General features: G+C 71.7%; 17 protein-coding genes and 2 pseudogenes. 12 read left to right on the top strand and 7 right to left on the bottom strand.

Features of this window, described 5'->3' with window-relative positions:
* Positions 1–187, bottom strand: a 187-nt coding sequence (locus tag TR48_RS43830) for a hypothetical protein (protein WP_042374167.1), incomplete at its 3' end; no start/stop codon positions are given.
* Between the two features lie 198 nt (positions 188–385).
* Here TR48_RS43830 and TR48_RS33270 point away from each other — a divergent pair.
* Positions 386–1630: a helix-turn-helix domain-containing protein gene (locus TR48_RS33270; RefSeq protein ID WP_052443262.1), complete on the top strand. Its 1245-nt coding sequence runs from the start codon at positions 386–388 to the stop codon at positions 1628–1630.
* A gap of 456 nt (positions 1631–2086) precedes the next feature.
* Positions 2087–3463 carry a uracil-xanthine permease family protein gene (locus TR48_RS33280; protein ID WP_042374169.1) on the top strand — a complete coding sequence of 459 codons (1377 nt, stop codon included), beginning with the start codon at positions 2087–2089 and terminating at the stop codon, positions 3461–3463.
* Positions 3464–3491: 28 nt separating this feature from the next.
* Here TR48_RS33280 and TR48_RS46020 read toward each other — a convergent pair whose 3' ends face one another.
* The 4 genes and pseudogenes from TR48_RS46020 to TR48_RS33300 all read right to left on the bottom strand — a co-directional run bounded on the left by TR48_RS46020 (position 3492) and on the right by TR48_RS33300 (position 6007).
* A complete protein-coding gene (locus TR48_RS46020) occupies positions 3492–3728 on the bottom strand; it encodes an alpha/beta hydrolase family protein (protein ID WP_042374170.1) in 237 nt (78 codons plus the stop codon).
* Positions 3729–3744: 16 nt separating this feature from the next.
* Positions 3745–4173: pseudogene (locus TR48_RS46715) on the bottom strand (AMP-binding protein); the annotation flags it as partial.
* Between the two features lie 35 nt (positions 4174–4208).
* Entirely contained in the window at positions 4209–5180 is a 972-nt protein-coding gene (locus TR48_RS33295) for an aldo/keto reductase (RefSeq protein WP_042374173.1), read from the bottom strand.
* A gap of 113 nt (positions 5181–5293) precedes the next feature.
* Positions 5294–6007, bottom strand: coding sequence for a TetR/AcrR family transcriptional regulator (locus TR48_RS33300; RefSeq protein ID WP_042374175.1), 714 nt, complete (start codon positions 6005–6007; stop codon positions 5294–5296).
* A gap of 89 nt (positions 6008–6096) precedes the next feature.
* Between TR48_RS33300 and TR48_RS33305 the strand changes: the two genes are divergently transcribed.
* Together TR48_RS33305 and TR48_RS33310 are read left to right on the top strand one after the other, a co-directional pair.
* A complete protein-coding gene (locus tag TR48_RS33305) occupies positions 6097–6966 on the top strand; it encodes an SDR family oxidoreductase (RefSeq protein WP_042374176.1) in 870 nt (289 codons plus the stop codon).
* A gap of 91 nt (positions 6967–7057) precedes the next feature.
* The gene (locus TR48_RS33310) at positions 7058–8890 is read left to right on the top strand and encodes a glycoside hydrolase family 15 protein (protein WP_042374177.1); all 1833 of its coding nucleotides are present in this window, start codon (positions 7058–7060) and stop codon (positions 8888–8890) included.
* 34 nt (positions 8891–8924) lie between these two features.
* On the opposite strand, the gene TR48_RS33315 is transcribed toward TR48_RS33310, so the two are convergent.
* Positions 8925–9434 (bottom strand): phosphatase domain-containing protein, encoded by a 510-nt coding sequence (locus tag TR48_RS33315; RefSeq protein WP_042374192.1) that lies wholly within the window; start codon positions 9432–9434, stop codon positions 8925–8927.
* 69 nt (positions 9435–9503) lie between these two features.
* On the opposite strand from TR48_RS33315, the pseudogene TR48_RS41165 reads away from it, so the two are divergent.
* Positions 9504–9899 (top strand): annotated as a pseudogene (locus TR48_RS41165) (histidine phosphatase family protein); the annotation flags it as partial.
* Here the strand turns inward: TR48_RS41165 and TR48_RS33320 are convergent.
* Positions 9810–10493, bottom strand: a complete 684-nt coding sequence (locus TR48_RS33320; protein ID WP_063771121.1) for a chorismate mutase — start codon at positions 10491–10493, stop codon at positions 9810–9812. The pseudogene TR48_RS41165 and the gene TR48_RS33320 sit on opposite strands and share 90 nt — an antisense overlap.
* Before the next feature lie 429 nt (positions 10494–10922).
* Here TR48_RS33320 and TR48_RS46510 point away from each other — a divergent pair, with 429 nt between their 5' ends.
* From TR48_RS46510 to TR48_RS33360, 7 genes are all read left to right on the top strand, one after another.
* On the top strand, positions 10923–13640 hold the full coding sequence (locus TR48_RS46510; protein WP_161789953.1) for a PKD domain-containing protein: 2718 nt from the start codon (positions 10923–10925) through the stop codon (positions 13638–13640).
* A gap of 99 nt (positions 13641–13739) precedes the next feature.
* Positions 13740–14786 (top strand): ABC transporter ATP-binding protein, encoded by a 1047-nt coding sequence (locus tag TR48_RS33335; RefSeq protein ID WP_084729968.1) that lies wholly within the window; start codon positions 13740–13742, stop codon positions 14784–14786.
* A complete protein-coding gene (locus TR48_RS33340) occupies positions 14783–16174 on the top strand; it encodes an ABC transporter permease (protein WP_042374179.1) in 1392 nt (463 codons plus the stop codon). The genes TR48_RS33335 and TR48_RS33340 overlap by 4 nt, the downstream gene beginning before the upstream one ends.
* A 203-nt stretch (positions 16175–16377) precedes the next feature.
* Positions 16378–16566, top strand: a complete 189-nt coding sequence (locus TR48_RS33345) for a hypothetical protein (protein WP_042374180.1) — start codon at positions 16378–16380, stop codon at positions 16564–16566.
* Positions 16567–16788: 222 nt separating this feature from the next.
* Positions 16789–17052, top strand: coding sequence for a hypothetical protein (locus TR48_RS45030; protein ID WP_201777190.1), 264 nt, complete (start codon positions 16789–16791; stop codon positions 17050–17052).
* 275 nt (positions 17053–17327) lie between these two features.
* The gene (locus TR48_RS33355; RefSeq protein WP_042374183.1) at positions 17328–18308 is read left to right on the top strand and encodes an alpha/beta fold hydrolase; all 981 of its coding nucleotides are present in this window, start codon (positions 17328–17330) and stop codon (positions 18306–18308) included.
* Between the two features lie 47 nt (positions 18309–18355).
* Entirely contained in the window at positions 18356–18730 is a 375-nt protein-coding gene (locus TR48_RS33360) for a GvpU-like protein (RefSeq protein ID WP_042374185.1), read from the top strand.
* Positions 18731–18742: the final 12 nt, after the last annotated feature.

An 18742-nucleotide genomic window follows, 5' to 3' on the forward strand; every position in this document is an offset into this window, starting at 1 on the left:
GGGCGACATAGCCGCCCCAGACGCCGCCGGCGAACGAGGGGCCGTGGTGGTGCCGACCGGCGGGCGTCGCCGCCTCGGCGGTCGTCGCAGGCAGGGCCACGGCCACGACGCCGGCCGTCGCGCATATCGCGACGGCGAGACGGCGGAGGCGCGCCGGGCCGCGGCGCGCACTCGTCTTTGAAGTCATTAACTCTCCTTGGTGGATCGTTTACTGACGTACCGACACCTGGCGGGACGACACCCCCCACCAGTGGGGGTGGCGTGGCGCCCATGGTGTGGTGAGGTGAGGCGGTGACGTAAGGCGCAAATCGGTTCGGAAACCCGAAATGGCGAGAACATGCCACGCGAGGCGCCGCGTTCGGGCACGAAGGGCGGAGGGTCGACCATGGGCACGGCGGCGCTGCTGGACTGCGTGGGGCTTTCAGGCCCCGAGGAGGCGCTCTACCTGCGGTTGCTGGCGGAGCCCGGCAGAACGGTCGCCGACCTCGGCGAGGGGCTCGGCATACCCGCGTCGCTGGTCCGGGCGCGCCTCGCCGCGCTCGCCGCGCTCGGCCTCGCCACGGAGGACAGCATGCGCCCGGGACCGGGCCCCAGCCCGGAGCACGGGCGAGGCAGGCACTGCCCCGACGACGGCCCCGGCCCCCACCTCCTGCACGACGGAAGCGATTACCGCTCGGAATACGGCGGGACCGGCGGTACCACCAGGTACGACGGGCACCTCGGCCACGGGTCGGGCCACGGCGGCCATGGGCCGCTCGACGTGCACGACACGCACGACGCCGCGGGCGGCGTGTGGCGGGCCACCGCGCCTGACATCGCGCTCGAGGCGCTCGTGCGCGGCCGCGAGGCCGAGCTGGTCCGGCTGCGCGGGCGGGTCGAGGAGCTGATGCGCGGCTACCGCCACGGCCAGCGGGCTGCCAGGCCGGAGGAGTTGATCGAGGTCGTCAGCGGCCGCGAGTCCATCGCCGCATGCTGGCGCTCGCTCCAGTCCGGCGCGCGCGGCTCCCTGCGGATTCTCGACAAGGCCCCCCACGTCCTCGTGTCCACCCCGCAGGACGAGGCGGTCGTGCTGCGCAGGGGCGTACGGGTGGACGTCATCTACGAGCATGAAGCGGTGCGCGACGCGCGCCAGTTGGCGGCGATCCGCGACTGCATGGCACTGGGCGAGCAGTCCCGGATGCTGCCCACGCTGCCGTTCAAACTGGCGCTGGTGGACGACCGTTGGGCGCTCCTGCCGGTGAGCACCGGCACCGTCCTGGACAGCGCCCTGGTGGTGCGGCGGTGCTCGCTGCTGGACGCGCTCTCCCGGCTGTTCACGCTCTGCTGGTCGCAGGCGATGCGCATCCCCCGGGCCCAGCCCGAGCAGGAACGGGAACCGGAGGCGGACCCGCCGTCGCGGGCCGGGGCCGGCGGAGGCGACCGGGCGGCCGACGCGCTGGCCGAACCGCTGCGCCGTCGCCGCGAGTTGCTCACGCTCCTCGCGGCGGGGCTCACCGACGAGAGCATCGCCCGGAAGCTGGGCGTCTCCACCCGGACCGTGCAGCGGCTGGTCCGCGAGTTCATGGACAGCTGCGGCGCCCGGACCCGCTTCCAGGCCGGCGTCCAGGCCGCCCGCGAGGAGCTGATCTGACGCACCGCCCTGCGGGCGGCAGCCCGTTCGCGGACGACCGTTCGGGCGTGCCGCCGACCTGCTCAGCCCCGCCGCGCCGCGACGTGGCCCGCCTCCTCCGGTGCCGTCAGGTAGGCGCCCGCCCCGGCCGTCTCGGCCCCAGGCCGCGGTAAAGCGCGACGGCCCTGCCGAGGTCCGCGACGGCGGCCCGGCTGTCGCCGAGACGGGCCACGCAGCGGCAGGCGCCGTCGAGGGCGCGCACCTCGTCGATGGCGCCGCGCGCCGCCCACCGCGGCGGCCAGGTCGGCGCGGTCACCGGGTGGGCTGCGGTCCCTGCGGGGAAGGGACCGCAGCCCCCGCCGAGCCACCCGCTGAAGAGCCGTCATCGATGTGAACGATTACACCCCTCTCGATATGTAATGATCCGTTTTGCACGAATGCGGCCGAGCGGAGAGCGACGAGAGCGGTGACGCACCCATGCCCACGTTCGGCTGGACCCTCCACGGCGACGGCAAGCACATCCGGACCGGCGAGGTCGTCAAGCCCTGGGAGCGGCTGAGCTGGGGACGCACCATCGGCCTGGGGGCCCAGCACGTCGCGTCGATGATCGGCGCGTGCTACGTCGCCCCGATCCTCATGGGACTCAATCCCAACCTGACCGTGATGATGTCCGGCGCCGCCACCATGCTCTTCCTGGTGATCACCCGCGGGGCGATCCCGAGCTACCTGGGCGCGAGCCTGTCCTTCGTCGGAGCCGCGGCGACGATCCGGGCCCAGGGCGGCTCGACCGCCGCGATCACCGGAGCCATGCTGGTCGTGGGCCTGGTGCTGGCGCTGTTCGGCGTGATCGTGCAGCGGGGCGGAGCCCACATCGTCCAGACGGTCCTGCCGCCCGCAGTCACCGGCGCGGTGGTGATGCTGATCGGGTTCAACCTTGCTCCGGTCACCGCGGGAACCTACTGGCCGCAGGACCAGTGGACCGCGCTCGCGACGATGCTGGCGACGGGCTTCTTCCTGGTCGCGCTGCGCGGCTTCGCCGCGCGGATCGCCATCTTCCTGGGCCTGGTCTTCGGCTACGCGCTGTCGTGGAGCCTCGACCGGATCCTCGGCAGGATCCACTCCGACGACGGCTCAGGGAAGGTGACGGACCACTGGCGGCTCGACCTGTCGGCGGTCGGCCCGGCCAAGTGGATCGGCCTGCCCGACTTCCACGCGCCGCACTTCTCCGCCTCGGCGGTCCTGGTCGCCCTCCCCGTCGTGATCGCCCTCATCGCCGAGAACACCGGGCACGTCAAGGCGGTCAGCGAGATGACCGGGGCCGACCTCGACGCGCGGATGGGCACGGCGATCGCTGCGGACGGGGCCGCCACGGTGCTCTCGACCGCCGTGGGCGGTGGCGCCACCACCACCTACGCCGAGAACATCGGCGTCATGGCCGCCACCCGCGTCTACTCCACCGCCGCCTACTGGGCCGCCGCCTGCTTCGCGCTGCTGTTCGGCCTGTGCCCCAAGTTCGGCGCCGTCGTCGCCGCGATCCCCGGCGGGGTCCTCGGCGGCATCACCGTCGTCCTCTACGGCATGATCGGCCTGCTGGGCGCCCAGATCTGGATCCGCAACCGGGTCGACCTCACCAACCCCGTCAACCTCATCCCCTGCGCCACCGGCATCATCATCGGCGCGGGCGGCGTCACGATGCACATCAGCAAGAACTTCACCCTGGGCGGCATCTCCCTCGGCACGATCGTCGTGCTGACCGGCTACCACGCCCTTCGCGCGCTCGCCCCCGCCCACCTGCGCGACGCCGCCCGGCGCGAATCCGGGGCCCGCGAGGACCCGCAGGCACAGGACCCCTGAGCGGGAACGCCCGCGGCCCTGGGGTCGCTCATGCCTCCGGTGCCACCGTCCGGGAGAGCCAGGTCCGGATCGCCTCGGCCGTCGTCACGACGTGCTCGTCGAGGATCGAGTGGTCGTCGCCCGGCACCTCTCCGGCGCACAGGTGCAGCGTCGGCACGGTCGGCTCCTCCTGACGGCCCAGGAAGAGGGGCGTGTACGCGCCCATCGCCGCCAGAGCGGGCTCGTCGAGCCCGAGGGCGGCGCGGACCGGCAGTTCGGCAGCCATGGCGCGTCCCGGACGTGAAGTGGAGCCAGGCGGGCGCGTCCGGGTCGAGGTCGTCCCGTGGTGGCGCGGCGGTGGGCCCGAGCAGGTCGTCCACGGTCACCACCGGGACCCCGGCGACCCGCCGGACCTGCGCCAGGTGCGCGCGGTCGGTGACCACCGCCCCGGCCCCGCTGTCCTCCAGCCGGGACCGGAGCTCGTCGTTCACGCTCCGCGCGTGCAGCGGGACGCCGACGGCGGCGGCGCGGCTGACGCCCGGGGTGGCCGTGATCGCGGCCACCGCGTCGTCCAGGTACAGCGCCACCCGACTGCCGCGTTCGACGCGGAGATTGCCGGCCGCGTGCGCGGTGCGCTGCGCCAAGTACCCGTAGCTCACCGCCCCGTCGGCGTCAGCGAGGGCGATCTCGTCGGCGCGCTGCGATGCATGACGAAGGATCAACTCATGCACCGTGCACCCCGCGATCCGCGACAAGGTGATCGATCTTACGCGAAGCCCGCCGTCGCGTGCGGGGCGTAGGCCTCCTCCAGGAAGTCCGCCTCCGCGTCGTCGAGGAGCAAGTCCACTGCGGCGATCGCATCCTGAAGGTGCGTCACCTTGGTCGCGCCCACGATCGGCGCGGAGACCACCGGGTTGCGCAGGATCCAGGCCAGCGCGACCTGCGCCGCGGAGACCCCGCGCTTGCCTGCGACCTCCTGAACCCGTTCGACGATCGTCCGGTCGCTCTCCAGGTAGAGGCTCTTGCCGAACTCGTCGGTCTCCGAGCGTGCGGTCGAGGCGTCCCAGGGGCGGGTCAGCCGCCCCCTGGCCAGCGGGCTCCACGGGATGGAGCCCACGCCCTGATCCGCGCAGAGCGGCAGCATCTCGCGCTCCTCCTCGCGGTAGAGCAGGTTGTAGTGGTTCTGCATGGAGACGAACCGAGTCCAGCCGTTCCGCTCGGCGGTGAACTGGGCCTTGGCGAACTGCCAGGCGTACATGGAGGAGGCCCCGATGTACCGGGCCTTCCCCGCCTTGACCACGTCGTGCAGCGCCTCCATGGTCTCCTCGACGGGCGTGTGCCGGTCCCACCGGTGGATCTGGTAGAGGTCGACGTAGTCCGTCCCGAGGCGGCGCAGGCTGTTGTCGATCTCGGCGAGGATCGCCCGGCGCGAGAGCCCGGCGCCGTTCGGCCCCGGGCGCATCCGGCCGTGCACCTTGGTGGCGATGACGACCTCCTCGCGCGGGACGAAGTCCTTCAGCGCCCGCCCGACGATCTCCTCGCTGGAGCCGTCCGAGTAGACGTTGGCCGTGTCGAAGAAGTTCACCCCGGCGTCGAGCGCGGCGCGGATGATCTCGCGACTGGGCTCCTCCGACAGCGTCCAGGCGTGGTTGCCCCGATCCGGCTCCCCGAAGCTCATGCAGCCGACGCAGATCCGCGAGACCTCCAGGCCGGTGGCTCCCAGGTGTGTGTAGCGCACAGTGGTCCTCCTCGTACGGAGTCGGCGTTCAGGAGGCCGACCCGGCTCAGCTGCACGCTACCCGCTCTACGGCGGACGGCGGCGTGTTGCCGCCCCTTGACCCGAACGAGGCGTCAGCTTTGCGCCGCCAGGCGGGTGAGCCACTCGCGCAGCAGGTGCTGCTCGGCCTCGGTCAGCACGTCGGCGTCGTCCGGGAGGGCGGCGCGCAGCGCTCGCGCCGCCGCGGCGGGACCGGACTCGGCGGCGGGAACCGCCGGCTCGGCACGGGTGACGGCGGCGACCATGGACTCGCGCAGGACAGTCAGCAGCGCCGGATCGCGGCGGTCCGCGGGGGTGGAGTGCCAGGTGACGACGGCGCCCTGGCCGGTGGCCTGGATGATCTGGGCCGCCAGCTCCTCGCCGACCCGCAGCCACCCGGCGGCCGCCAGCCGGCGCACCCGGCCGTGGAGGATCTCCAGCCCCGCGCGGTGCGCGTCCTGCGAGCTCGAGCCGGCGGCCCTGGTCATCACGGCGAACAGCCCGGGGCGGGAGACCCCGAACTCCACCACCAGGTCCCAGGCGCGACGCAGTTCCGCCACCGGATCCTCCGGCGTGTCGTCGAACTGGGCGCGCTTGCTCTCAAGGAACAGCTCGTAGCCGTGCTCGGCGACCGCCTCCAGCAGCCCGTCCTTGTCGCCGAAGTGGCGGTAGATGGCCGGCGGCTGCATCCCGGCCGCGGCGGCGACCGCGCGGGTGCTCACCGCGTCCGGACCGCCGCTCTCCAGCAGGCCGACGGCCGCCTCGACGATGCGCAGGCGGGGGCTGTCGGTGGTGTCGCGCGGGGCCATGTATCGATGATATCGAGAACTTGCTTCCAGCGTGAGTATCAGTGATATCGTCTCTGTGATTCCACTGGAAACAACCTTGGGAGAACCCCGTGATCATCGTGACCGGAGCGACCGGCAAGCTCGGCCGCCGCACCGTCGAGCACCTGCTTGCACGCCTGCCCGCCGACCGCGTCGGGGTCAGCGTCCGCGACCCCCGCAAGGCCCAGGACCTCGCTGACCGCGGCGTCCGCGTCCGGCAGGGCAGCTTCGACGACCCTGCCTCGCTCGTCCACGCCTTCGAGGGCGCCGAGCAGCTCCTGCTCGTCTCCCTCGACCGCACGGGCGACGAGTGCGTCACCGGCCACCGCAACGCCGTCGACGCCGCCGTGAAGGCCGGGGTCGGCCGCATCCTGTACACCAGCCAGATGGGCGCCTCCCACGGCTCCCGTTTCCAGGCCTGCCGCGACCACGCCCGGACCGAGGACCTGCTGCGCGCCACCGGCCTTCCCTGGACGGCGCTGCGCAACGGCTTCTACGCCTCGAGCGCACTGCACTTCCTGGAGCCCGCCCGCCACACCGGCCGCATCGCCCTCCCCGCCGACGGCCCCGTCGCCTGGACCGGCCACAACGACCTCGCCGAGGCCACCGCGGCGATCCTCACCGACGAGGGCTGCTTCGAGGGGCCGACCCCGCCCCTCACCGGCCCCGCGGCGCTCGACTTCGACGCCGTCGCCGAGACGGCCGCCCAGGTCACCGGGCGTCCCTTCACCCGCACCGTCGTCCCCGACGACGCCTTCCGCGAGCAGACCTTGGCCCAGGGTGCCCCGGCCCCGATCGCCGACCTGCTGCTGAGCATCTTCGCGGCGGCACGCGCTGGCGAGTTCACCGCCGTCGACCCGACCCTGGCCCGGCTGATCGGACGCGAGCCCGCCGCCTTCCGCGCCCAGCTGAAGCACGCCTGGACGCAGGAGGTGCGGTAGCGCTTCGTCCCCGGACCCTTCGGCCCGTTGCCTCTAGCATGAAAGGGAGGCTTCATCTCCGGGCCCGCGCCACAGCGGCGGGGAGGTCGGCATGGCGTTCGACACGATGGGCGTCGAGCAGGCGTACGGCGGCCGGTACCGACCGATCTCCGAGCACGGCCTGATCGGCGATCTCCACACGGCCGCTCTGGTCGCGACAGACGGCACCATCGACTGGTACTGCTGCCCGCGGTTCGACGCGCCGAGCGTCTTCGGGTCCATCATCGACGCCGACCGCGGCGGCTCGTTCGAGCTGGCCGCCGAGATCCCCACCCGCACCCGGCAGTTCTACTTCCCCGACACGAACGTGCTGATCACGCGGTTCTTCGCCGCGGACGGCGTGGCGGAGATCCAGGACTTCATGCCCGTGGCCGACGGGCCGGCCGAGGGCGCCCGGCACCGGCTCATCCGCCGGGTGCTCTGTGTCCGGGGCGCCCTCCCGTTCCGGGCACGCGTCGCGCCGCGCTTCGGCTACGGCGCCGACAAGCACACCGCACACCTGGAAGGCCGCGTCGCGGTGTTCCGCTCCCCCTCCCTGACCCTCGCCCTGACCGCCACCGCACCGCTGGAGAGCGACGGCCTGGACGTGCGGTCCCACTTCAAACTCCTTGAGGGCGAGTCCCACGTCTTCGCTCTCGACCAGATCGGCGACGACGTCGAGGCCCGGTCGTGTCCGCGCGCCGAGGCCCAGGACCAGGCCGAGGCGACCGTCCGGTTCTGGCGTCACTGGCTGGCAGGGTCGCGCTATCACGGCCGATGGCGGGAGATGGTGCACCGCTCCGCGCTGGTGCTGAAGCTGCTCACCTACGCGCCCACCGGCGCGATCGTCGCCGCACCCACCACCAGCCTGCCCGAACAGGTCGGCGGCGAGCGCAACTGGGACTACCGCTACGTGTGGGTCCGCGACGCCGCCTTCTGCGTCTACGCCCTGCTGCGCCTCGGGTTCACCTCGGAGGCCGAGGCGTTCATCGGGTTCCTGTGCGAACGGATGCGGGGCAGCAGCGCCGCCACCGGCCCGTTGCAGATCATGTACGGCATCGACGGCCGCAGCGAACTGCCCGAGTACGAACTGCCGCACCTGGAGGGCCATCTCGGCTCCTCGCCGGTCCGGGTCGGCAACGCCGCCACCGGCCAGCTCCAGCTGGACATCTACGGGGCGATGATCGACTCCATCTACCTGTACGACAAGTGGGGCCGACCCATCAGCAGCGCCGACTGGGAGGAGGTCGGCGCGGTGGCGGACTGGCTCTGCCGGCACTGGGACCAGCCCGACGAGGGGATCTGGGAGACCCGCTCGGGCCGTAGGAACTTCACGTACTCGCGGCTCATGTGCTGGGTGGCGCTGGACCGGGCGATGCGCATGGCGAACCGCCGCGGGCTGCCGGCCGACCTGCCCCGCTGGCGCGAGTCCCGTGACGCGATCTACCGTCAGATCATGCGCCGCGGCTGGTCGACCGAACGGCGCGCGTTCGTCCAGTCCCTGGACAACGGCGAGCTGGACGCCTCGCTGCTGATGATGCCGATGGCCAAGTTCGTCGCGCCGACCGACCCGAAGTGGCTCTCCACCCTGGACGCGCTCACCGAGGACCTGGTGTCCGACTCGCTGGTCTACCGCTACAACCCGACCGCCAGCCCGGACGGCCTGCGCGGATCCGAGGGCACCTTCTCGATCTGCTCGTTCTGGTACGTGGAGGGCCTGGCCCGCGCCGGCCGCCTCGAAGAGGCCCGGCTCGCCTTCGAGAAGATGCTCACCTACGCCAACCACCTCGGCCTGTTCGCCGAGGAGATCGGCCCCACCGGGGAGCAGCTCGGCAACTTCCCCCAGGCTTTCACCCATCTCTCGCTGATCAGCGCCGCGTTCAACCTCGACCGCGCCCTGGGCTGACACCACGCCGGGCCTGCCCGCGGCGGACGAAAGGTCAGGTCCTGCCGTCGCGCTCCTGGGCGTCCCGCAGGGCCGTCGACTCCTGCTGCGACGTACTGGCCCACCGAGCCCGGACCACGCGGAACCCCGCCCGCTCGACCGCGTCGCACACCAGCTCGTCGTCGTCCACGACCACGCGGACCTCGCGCCGCCGGTGCAGGTCGCGCACCGCCTCCAGCTTCATCGCCCGCGCCGGTCGCCGGTCGGCGTCACCCCGCATGCAGAGCCGCCCTTCGGGCAGCCCGTGCCGGGCAAGCCACTCCAGCGTCTCCCGCCGACACCGCTCGGGCCGGCCGGTCAGGTACACCACCTCGCAGTCCTCGGTCGCCTCCCGCACCAGCCGCACCCCCTCCGCCAGCGGCGGATCCCGGTGCAAAGCGCCGAAGAAGCCCTTCCAGTCCCGCGGCTTCCGCTCCAGGAAGTGCTGTCGGTGCCCGGTCTCCGCCAGCGTCCCGTCCAGGTCGAAGACGGCCAGGGGCCGGGCGCTCGTTATCGTCCGCGTCACATCGCACACCCTACGGACCGCGAGGAAGAGGTGGGAACCGCGAGCCGAGCGGGGGACGTCGACCTCGACGTGCAAGATCGATATCTCTACCTCGCCCGTCACGGTCAGGCCACGCCGGACGAAGGCGAGCTCACCGAGACCGGCCGACGGCAGGCGGAGTTGCTGGGCAAGCGACTGCGCGGCGTGCCGCTGACGACCATTCACCACGGTCCGCTGCTTCGTGCGGGGCAGACTGCCCGGCTGGTGGTGCAGCAGTTGGGCGCGGTGCCGCTCCGCGAGTCCGAAGCGGCAGGCGACTACGTTCCGTACGTCCCGGAGCGGGACGAGCTCCCTTCGGAGGCCGCCGACGATGTGATGGCGCGGTTCGCCTCGCTGTCAGCGGAGGAGCGCACGCGAGGTGCGCAACTGGCCCGGCAGGCGGTAGCCGCCTTCACCGGACCGGACGCTCAGGGGGATGTGCCTCGCGCAGACCGACGGGAGGGCGCGGAGCAGGGCGGCGAAGTGGAGCACGTCCAGGCGCTGCGCGTGGCGGGCGTGGACTGCGGCGGAGGTCAACTGGCCGCCGCACGCAGGTGCCTGGAGAGCGGGCTCGGCCGCGGCGACGGCCTGGACGAGCTCGGTGTCGATGGTGTCGAGCTCGGTCCGGATCGTGGCCAGGCTGGGCTTGGTGGTCAGGACGAGCGACGGGTCGGCGTCCCACTCGGCGTGCAGGGCGCGCTGGACGACCTTGCTGGCCTCGATCTGGTCGCGGAAGATCTTCGCGACCGGCGCCGGGTCGATGCCCAGCGCCGTGGCCTGCCGCTCGGCCTCGGCGATCACGACGGCCTCGCGCCCCGGGTCGTCGATCGGGCTGGTGGTCCCGTACTTGGCCGCCGCCACCTGGTCGGCCACCTCGACCCGCTGCGCGGACAGGTCCGCGACGGCCGCCAGGGGTGCCGTCCTCGGCGCAGCCGCCGCGGTCTCCGCTCCGAGCCCGAGCCCGGACGCGGTGGCGGCGAGCAGCAGTGCGGCCCCGACTACGGTGGTCCTCGATCGCCTTGCGCTGATGAGCTGTCGCACAGGAACCATCCCCCGTCGTATACGGAATGTCGCGCCGATCCTACGGGCGGGCATCGCCCGTGCGCGGCGCTTTCAGGCGATCCATGGGAGCTACGGATTCAGAGATCAGGACGACGGCGGCGTCCTGGACGAGAGGGGCCACCGACCGCACCGGTGCGACCGGGCCGGGCCTCGGGCGCGACTCGGCGACCGGGAGTGCTCGCTCGGGCCTGGCTCCGGCCCGAAGGCGTCCAGGGCACGGGTTGCGTCGGGCCTTCCGGCGACAGCGGGACGAACGACAGAAGAAAACTGGCGGGAGACGAAAAATCTACGCGCATCTACTTGCTCGGCCAGCGATTCACGGTGACCATACGGCTTGCAATCACCTGACCATGCACCGTCATCGCGCGGAGGCGAACGATGAGGAAATGGAAGAAGAGATCGGCGAGCGTGGCCTTAGTCGCCGCCATCGCTCTCGGCGGGGCCTCGCTGGCCACGGCCGAGGGAGTCGGCAAGCACCCGGCCTCCGGCGTCGGGTCGTGCACGCTGCGGGGATGGAACCCGTCGACAAGCCCGGCCAAGGCCAAGAATCTGCCGGTCGGAAAGCGTCCCATGAACTACAAGCCGGACGACTTCGACTGCACGGGCGCGAAATTCGCGGCGCCCGGCGTGGAGTTCGCGAAGTTCCCGCAGCCGGCGAACTTCAAGATCACTGACAAGAGCGTCGTGCAGAAGACGGCCGGCCACCAGTCGGTCGTGGGGCAGCCCACCGCGGCGGTGAACCCGACGGCGCCGTACTTCCCGCCGTTCCAGCACTTCGTGATCATCTATCGCGAGAACCACACCTTCGACGACTATCTCGGCGACTGCGCCACCACGATCGCGGCCGGCTGCAACGGGCAGGTGGAGAGCACCAACCACATAAGCTCCGTGCCGAACCTGCACCAGCTGGCGAAGACCTACTCGCTGTCCGACTCGTACAGCACCGGCGTCCAGCCGCCGTCCGGCCCCAACCACTGGTTCCTGTTCTCGGGGCAGTCCTCGTCCAGCAGCCAGCAGCAGTCGTACCCCTCGAACGGCACCCAGTTCGACCGGTTCCTGCAGAGCGACTCCGGTCCCACGGATGAGGGCACCAACGCCTGCACGGCGCCGTCCGGCACCAGCAGCGGCACCAGCCCGTACACGATGATCGTGAACGGCGACATCTACTGGATGCTCAACAGCGGCAGCGGCTACTGGAAGAACCCGGCCGACGGCAAGGTCGAGGTCCTGCCGCCGAACCGGCCGGGCACCACCATCCCGGAAGAGCTGCACACCAACGAGTACACCTGCAACAACCAGAGCATCCCCGACAGCACGGTGTCGTCCGACTACCTCAACTTCATCAACCAGTACGGGATGCCGGCCTACAACTACGTCGAGCTCTTCAACGACCACCCCGGTACGTACCAGGACATCCCCGGTAACGACACCGCGACGAACAACATCGTCAGCTCCATCATGAGCAACCCGACGTACAAGAACAACACCCTGATCGTCGTCACCGAGGACGACACCCAGAACGGCAACAACGGCGCGGACCACGTCAGCAACACCTACCGCGTGCCGCTGCTCGTGATCGGAAACCCGGCCTACGTCAAGCAGCACTACGTCTCCCACGTCGCGTACACCACCGCCAACGTGCTCGCGGCGATGGAGCGCACGATGGAGAACGTGCACTCCGGGGTCATCAACCCGAGCGACAGCATCGGCCCGTCCACTTTCCCGATGACGACCGCCGACCAGTCGGCGCTGGGCGACCCGCTCGAGGACTTCTGGGTCCAGGGCTCGACCCCCCTGTCCGCCAGCGCCACCGGCTCCCCGAGCACCGGCAACGCGCCGCTGACGGAGAACTTCACCGGCTCGGCGACCGGCGGCACGGCCCCGTACACCTACAGCTGGAACTTCGGCGACGGGTCCACCAGCACCGCCCAGAACCCGAGCCACACCTACAGCGCCGCGGGCACCTACACCGCCACGCTGACCGTCACCGACAGCGCCTCCCCCGCCAACACCGCGACGTCGCAGGTGACCACGGTGGTCAACGCGGTCGGCAACCCGCTGGCGGCCACCGCCTCGGCCACGCCGACCTCCGGACAGGTCCCGCTCAACGTCGCCTTCACCGGCACGGGCACCGGCGGCACCCCGGCGTACCACTACAGCTGGAACTTCGGTGACGGGAGCACGAGCACGTCCCAGAACCCGAGCCACACCTACAGCACCGCGGGCACCTACACCGCCACGCTGACCGTCACCGACAGCGCGTCGCCGGCCAACTCCGCGTCCTCGACGGTGACCATCACGGCGGATCCGATCGCCGCGACGGTGCCGGGCTCGCCCACCGGCCTGTCCGGGACGGCCGGGACCGGGCAGGTCTCGCTGAGTTGGACGCCCCCGTCCAACACCGGCGGTGAGAACATCACCTCGTACAAGGTGTACCGGGGCACCACCAGCGGCGGTGAGACACCGGTGACCAGCGGCGGCTGCAGCGGCCTGGGCGCCGTGACCTCGTGCACCGACACCGGGCTGACGCCCGGTCAGACCTACTACTACACGGTCACCGCGGTGAACGGCGTGGGCGAGGGTCCGGCGAGCAACGAGGCGACGGCGACGCCCACCGGCAGCACCGGCTGCCAGGCGGCGCAGCTGCTCGGCAACCCGGGCTTCGAGAACGGCGCCTCCAACACCGCTCCGTGGACGGTGACCTCGACGCACAGCCCGGTCGAGGTGATCAACAGCAGCAGCACCGAGCCGCCGCACAGCGGTACGTACGACGCCTGGCTCGACGGGTGGGGCAAGACCACCACCGACACCGTGTCCCAGCGCGTCACGCTGCCCAGCGGCTGCAGCAGCTACAACTTCAGCTTCTGGCTGCACATCAACACGGCCGAGACCACGACGACCACCGCCTACGACACCCTCAAGGTGCAGGTGCTCAACAGCTCCGGCACGGTCCTCGGCACCCTGGCCACCTACTCCAACCTCAATCACAACACCGGCTACACGCAGCACAGCTTCAACCTGAGCTCGTACGCCGGCCAGCAGGTCACGCTGAAGTTCACCGGCGCGGAGGACTCCGAGTACCAGACCTCCTTCGTGCTCGACGACACCGCGCTGAACGTCAGCTGAGCCCAACCAGTCCGACGCGGTCGACCTGATCGCGGAACCACCGGGTGGCGCATCTCGGTGCGCCACCCGGCACCGCTCCAGTTGAGGGATGGATGGACGATGGAAGCACCCGTTGCGGTGAGGGGCCGCGGCATCACCAAGGTCTTCGGTGATGTCGTCGCGCTCGACCATGTCGACGTGAGTATGACGCAGGGTCAGATCCACGGCCTGGTCGGCCCGAACGGCGCCGGCAAAACCACACTGCTCGGCCTGCTGCTGGGCCTCGCCGTCGCCGACGAGGGGAGCCTGGACATCCTCGGCGCCCCCGTGGGACGCGGGCTGGCCGCACCCGACGGCGTCTCCGGGTTCGTCGACGGGCCCGGCCTCTACCCGACCCTCACCGCGCGGCAGAACCTGGCCACGCTTGCCGCGCTGTGTCCGGACGACGCGCCCGCGGCGGGCGTCGAGGAGTCCCTGGAGCAAGTGGGGCTCGCCGACGTCGCCGATGTGAAGGTCCGCGGCTTCTCCCTCGGCATGCGCCAACGGCTGGGGCTGGCAGCGGCGTTGCTGACCCGGCCGCGGCTGCTGGTGCTCGACGAGCCGTCCAACGGCCTGGACCCGGTCGGCAAGAAGCACGTGCACGGTGTCCTCAGCCGGCTGGTCTCCGAAGGCGTCACCGTGGTCCTGTCCAGCCATCGGATGGACGATCTGGAGGCGCTCTGCTCCGAGGTCACCATCCTGTCCTCAGGGCGCGTGGTCTTCTCCGGCCCGGTGGCGAAGCTCTCCGACGACAGCCGCGAACTCGACTACCGGCTGCGCGCCTCGGATCCGTCCGCCGCGCGCGCGGTGGCGGCCGGCACGCCCGGCATTCGGATCGTCGAAGGCCCCGACGCCGCGGCCCGGCCGGACACCGGCGTGATCATCGTGCGCGCACGGGTTGCGGCGGTCGACGAACTCGTCGCGCGGATGGTGCGGGAGGACGTCGCGGTGCGCGAGTTGGCGCCCGTGGTCTCGCCGCTGGAGGCCGCGTTCCTGGCCCTCACCGAACACCCGGCCCGCACCGAACCGGGCGCCCGCACCGAACAGCCCGCCCGCACCGAGCAGCCCGCCCGCATGGAACAGCACTCCGAACAGCCCGCCCGCACCGAGCAGGAGGCCGACCGATGACCGCAACCGTCGCCCCCGCCCCCGCCGACGGAGCCGGGGCCGGGGCCGACACCGGGGCAGGGACGCCACGCAGGCGCCCGGTCGCGGTCACCCGCATCCTCCGCCTCGAACTGGTCAAGCAGTTCTCCGCCTGGCGGGTGCGCCTGCTGATCCTGCTCTGCTGGCTCGGCCCGGGCCTTCTGGTGTTCGCCATCGACGAGCAGAGCACCCTGCCGGCGGACACCCTGTTCGGCCGGTGGATGCACGCCACCGGCTGGGCCGGGTCGCTGGTGGTGCTCGGCGTCGCCGGGACCTGGGCGCTGCCGCTGGTCACGTCCATGGTCGCCGGAGACGTGTTCGCGAGCGAGGACCGGCTCGGCACGTGGCGCCACCTGCTCGTCGCGGTCCGCTCGCACCGCCGCATCTTCGCGGCCAAGGCGATCGCCAGCCTTGCCGTGATCGGACTGCTCGTTGCGGGCCTGGCCTTCTCCAGCATGCTCGGCGGACTGCTCGCGGAGGGGAACGCGCCACTGGTCGGGCTGGACGGTCACCTGCTCAGCGGCTCCGCCGCGGCCGGCGACGTGCTGCTGGCGTGGCTCTGCGCGCTGGCGCCGACGCTCGCCCTGGCAGCGATCGGACTGCTCGGCTCCGTCGCCCTGGGCCGCTCCCCCATGGGCCTGCTCCTGCCGACGCTCGCGGCGCTCGGGATGCAGGTCGCGCAGTTGCTGCCGCTGCCGGTCGCGGTGCGCCTGGCGCTGCCGGGCTACGCCTTCATCTCCTGGAACGGCCTCTTCACCGATCCCCGACAGCTCGGACCGCTGCTGATCGGAGTCGCGGTGAGCCTGGTCTGGGCGGTCGTCGCGACGGCCCTGGCCTACCTGATCTTCCTGCGCCGGGACTTCACCAACCTCAACAACGACGGGGCGGGACGCAGAGTGCTGACCCTGGGCGCCCTCCCGCTGGCGGGCCTGCTGGCCACGACGGTCTGCGTCGTCTCCCTGGCCACCGGCGCGGGCGCGGGAGGCTCGGGCATCACCCAGGACAAGGTGCAGCGGTCGCTGGCCACCGTGTTCGCCCACCTCTACCGGTACCAGCAGGCGGAGATGCGCCAGCCCCCCGTCACGGTGGCGCAGTTGCAGGCCACGGCCGCCTGCGACAAGAGCGAGGGGCTCGGTCCGCAGGCGGGATCGGGCAACGACTGGCGCTGCACCGTCTCGTACGACGTGCCCGGCTACAACGCGACCGCCCAGGCCATCTACCAACTCAACGTCAGCGCGAACGGGCGGTACACCGCCGACGGCGACGGACCGGTCCAGCTGAACGGCTACTTCCTGATCGTCATCGCGGGCAAGGCGGTGCCGAACCCGCTCTGGCAGCTCGACGGCAACGTCGACCTGCTCCCCCGCTGAGCGATGCGCGGCACGGGCCGACGGACCGTCAAGAAGGTTTCTTCGCAGTCCCGCTCGACATGATCGCCCTCCGTCGTGCATGATCGGCTTCACCTTGCTCGGGCGGTTCCCCCCGTACCGCCCGAGCAGGGTTCGCCGAGCTCAGGCATGCCCGCTCGCCGACGAACCACTCCTGTCCGCCGCAGAGGGAGGGTCCCGGATCCTTGGGGCTGGACGATGGGCCCCGCGCGGCGCGCCAGCTCCCGCCCAACGTGCTGAAGCTCCTCGCGCTCCATCGCAAGCCCGTCAGGCGCTGGACCCAGGCCGACCGGGCGACGGCGTACGACCTGGTCCGCCAGTGGACCGGGGAGGACCATGAGGCGTTCGTCAGCTTCGTCGAGGCCCATCTGTGACCGTCCCGGGCGTCCGTCCGACGAGGTCAACCCTGCGGCTGCTCGACGTCCGCGCGGATCGCCCGCGTGGTCGGGGCGACGTCGGCGGCGCGGATCCCACGCGGTCACGCCGTGGGTCGAGCATCACGCCGACCACCTGATCGCCGTCCAAGCCATGCTGGCCGGGGAGATGGGCGCCGACGGCCTCCGGCCTTCCTCGCCCGGCAGTCGGACCACGTGACCGTGACCGACCCGCCCATCACGGGCAGCCAGATCACCCGCATGCTCCACCGCACCAGCCCCGCATCAGCCGGGACAGCGGCGGGCGCCGTAGCCGACGCCCTGCGCCAGGCAGCCCGCGACTACGCCGAGGCCGCCACCGAGGCCGGCGGGCGGACGATCCTCGAGCTGTGGGTCCCCGCCGAGGAGCTCGACGAGTTCAACGCCCACATCGTCGGTGAGATCCAGGTGGTGCACGAGTTTCGCAGACCCGCGCGAGGGAGCTGACCGGGATCGCTTCCTCAGCCATGCGGGGCTCAGGTGGCGGGGGCAGTACTGGGCTTCCAGTGACTGAAGGCGGCGAAGCGCTCGGCGAACTCGGAGGCTTCGACGGCGTGTTCGACGCGGGCGGAGTGTGCGCGCGGCGCCGTGCGACAGGTCCGGACGCTTTGCTGAAATGGCAACACCGCTCGTTACCGCGCACCCTTCCGCAGCATGCTGGGGCGTCAGTCACGGGCGGACCGAAGGTGGTCGCGCCCGCACAACGACGCTCCGGAGGGCTCATGCCACCGCACGCCACGAACGTCACCCACCGCCTGGTCGCCTCCTCGGCGGGCCGGATTCATCTGGTGGAGCAGGGAACCGGCCCGCTCGTGCTGCTCGTTCACGGCTTCCCTGAGTCCTGGTACTCCTGGCGCCACCAGCTTCCGGTGCTGGCCGAGGCCGGATACCGCGCGGTCGCCGTGGACGTCCGCGGCTACGGCCGCTCCTCGAGGCCCGCCGACCCGGCCGCCTACCGGATGCTCGAACTGGTGGAGGACAACGTCCGGGTGGTGCACGCCCTGGGCGCGGAGACGGCGGTCGTCGTCGGCCATGACTGGGGCGCGTCGATCGCGGCGAACTCGGCCCTGATCCGGCCGGACGTCTTCCGCGCGGCAGGGCTGCTCAGCGTCCCCTACACGCCCCGTGGCGGACCGCGGCCGAGCGAGATCTTCGCGGGGATGGGCGGGGACGAGGAGTTCTACGTCTCCTACTTCCAGCAGCCCGGACGGGCCGAGGCCGAGATCGAACCCGACGTGCGCGGCTGGCTCGCGGGCTTCTACGCGGCCCTGTCCGGCGACACCATGCCCGCGCCGGGCGCCCCGGACCCGCACTTCGTCGGCCGGGGCGGGAGGCTGCGCGACCGGCTTCCCGCCGGGCGGCTGCCGGCCTGGCTCGGCGAGGACGACCTCGACGTCTACGCCGGGGAGTTCGAACGGACCGGCCTGACGGGGGCGCTGAACCGGTACCGCGCCATGGACCGGGACTGGGAGGACCTCGCCGCCTTCGACGGCGCCCCCGTGACCCAGCCGTCGCTGTTCGTCGGCGGCCGGCTGGACGCCTCCACCGTGTGGCTGGCCGACGCGATCGACGCCTTTCCGGCGACGCTGCCGGGGCTGGTCTCCTCCCATCTCCTCGACGGCTGCGGCCACTGGATCCAGCAGGAGCGCCCCGCCGAGGTCAACCGGATCCTCCTCGACTGGCTGGCCGCTCTGCCGGGCTGAGCCGCCCGTGACAACCGTGCCCGGGCCACGGATGTAGCATCGGCCGCATGTCGATGCCTGATGCCCTGCTCGTCGAGATCGCCGCTACCGTAGAAGCCGAGCAGACCAATCAGATGCCGCTGACCGTGCTCGTCCACGGCGCCGTCATCACCGGCAGGTTGGTCCCGGAAGGAGTCTGGCGAGAACACGTCGCCGATCTCCTGCGCGACTCCGAGCGCCTGGGGCCCTTCGCCGGAATCTTCAAGGGAACCTCCGACGTGGCCGGGCCGGGTGCCGCCGAGGCTCCCACCCACCTGCACTTCCACCTGGCGCGGATCCTCCAGGGGCACGTGGGCATCCCGGAGACCGGCGGGATGTACCGGATCGCCATCAAGGACGTCAGCGCCTGGACCGCCGGGGACTTCGGCTACGTCGACCAGTAGCGGCGGCGCGGA

Origin of the sequence: Streptacidiphilus neutrinimicus (assembly GCF_000787815.1) — a bacterium.
GTDB classification, from domain to species: Bacteria; Actinomycetota; Actinomycetes; order Streptomycetales; family Streptomycetaceae; genus Streptacidiphilus; species Streptacidiphilus neutrinimicus.

What these genes read in the sequence shown, in the direction of transcription:
- TR48_RS33270 (WP_052443262.1), top strand. Translation starts at nt 386, where the DNA reads ATGGGCACGGCGGCGCTGCTGGACTGCGTGGGGCTTTCAGGCCCCGAG.
- TR48_RS33280 (WP_042374169.1), top strand. Translation starts at nt 2,087, where the DNA reads ATGCCCACGTTCGGCTGGACCCTCCACGGCGACGGCAAGCACATCCGG.
- TR48_RS46020 (WP_042374170.1), bottom strand. Translation starts at nt 3,728, where the DNA reads ATGGCTGCCGAACTGCCGGTCCGCGCCGCCCTCGGGCTCGACGAGCCC.
- TR48_RS33300 (WP_042374175.1), bottom strand. Translation starts at nt 6,007, where the DNA reads ATGGCCCCGCGCGACACCACCGACAGCCCCCGCCTGCGCATCGTCGAG.
- TR48_RS33310 (WP_042374177.1), top strand. Translation starts at nt 7,058, where the DNA reads ATGGCGTTCGACACGATGGGCGTCGAGCAGGCGTACGGCGGCCGGTAC.
- TR48_RS33335 (WP_084729968.1), top strand. Translation starts at nt 13,740, where the DNA reads ATGGAAGCACCCGTTGCGGTGAGGGGCCGCGGCATCACCAAGGTCTTC.
- TR48_RS33340 (WP_042374179.1), top strand. Translation starts at nt 14,783, where the DNA reads ATGACCGCAACCGTCGCCCCCGCCCCCGCCGACGGAGCCGGGGCCGGG.
- TR48_RS33355 (WP_042374183.1), top strand. Translation starts at nt 17,328, where the DNA reads ATGCCACCGCACGCCACGAACGTCACCCACCGCCTGGTCGCCTCCTCG.
- TR48_RS33360 (WP_042374185.1), top strand. Translation starts at nt 18,356, where the DNA reads ATGTCGATGCCTGATGCCCTGCTCGTCGAGATCGCCGCTACCGTAGAA.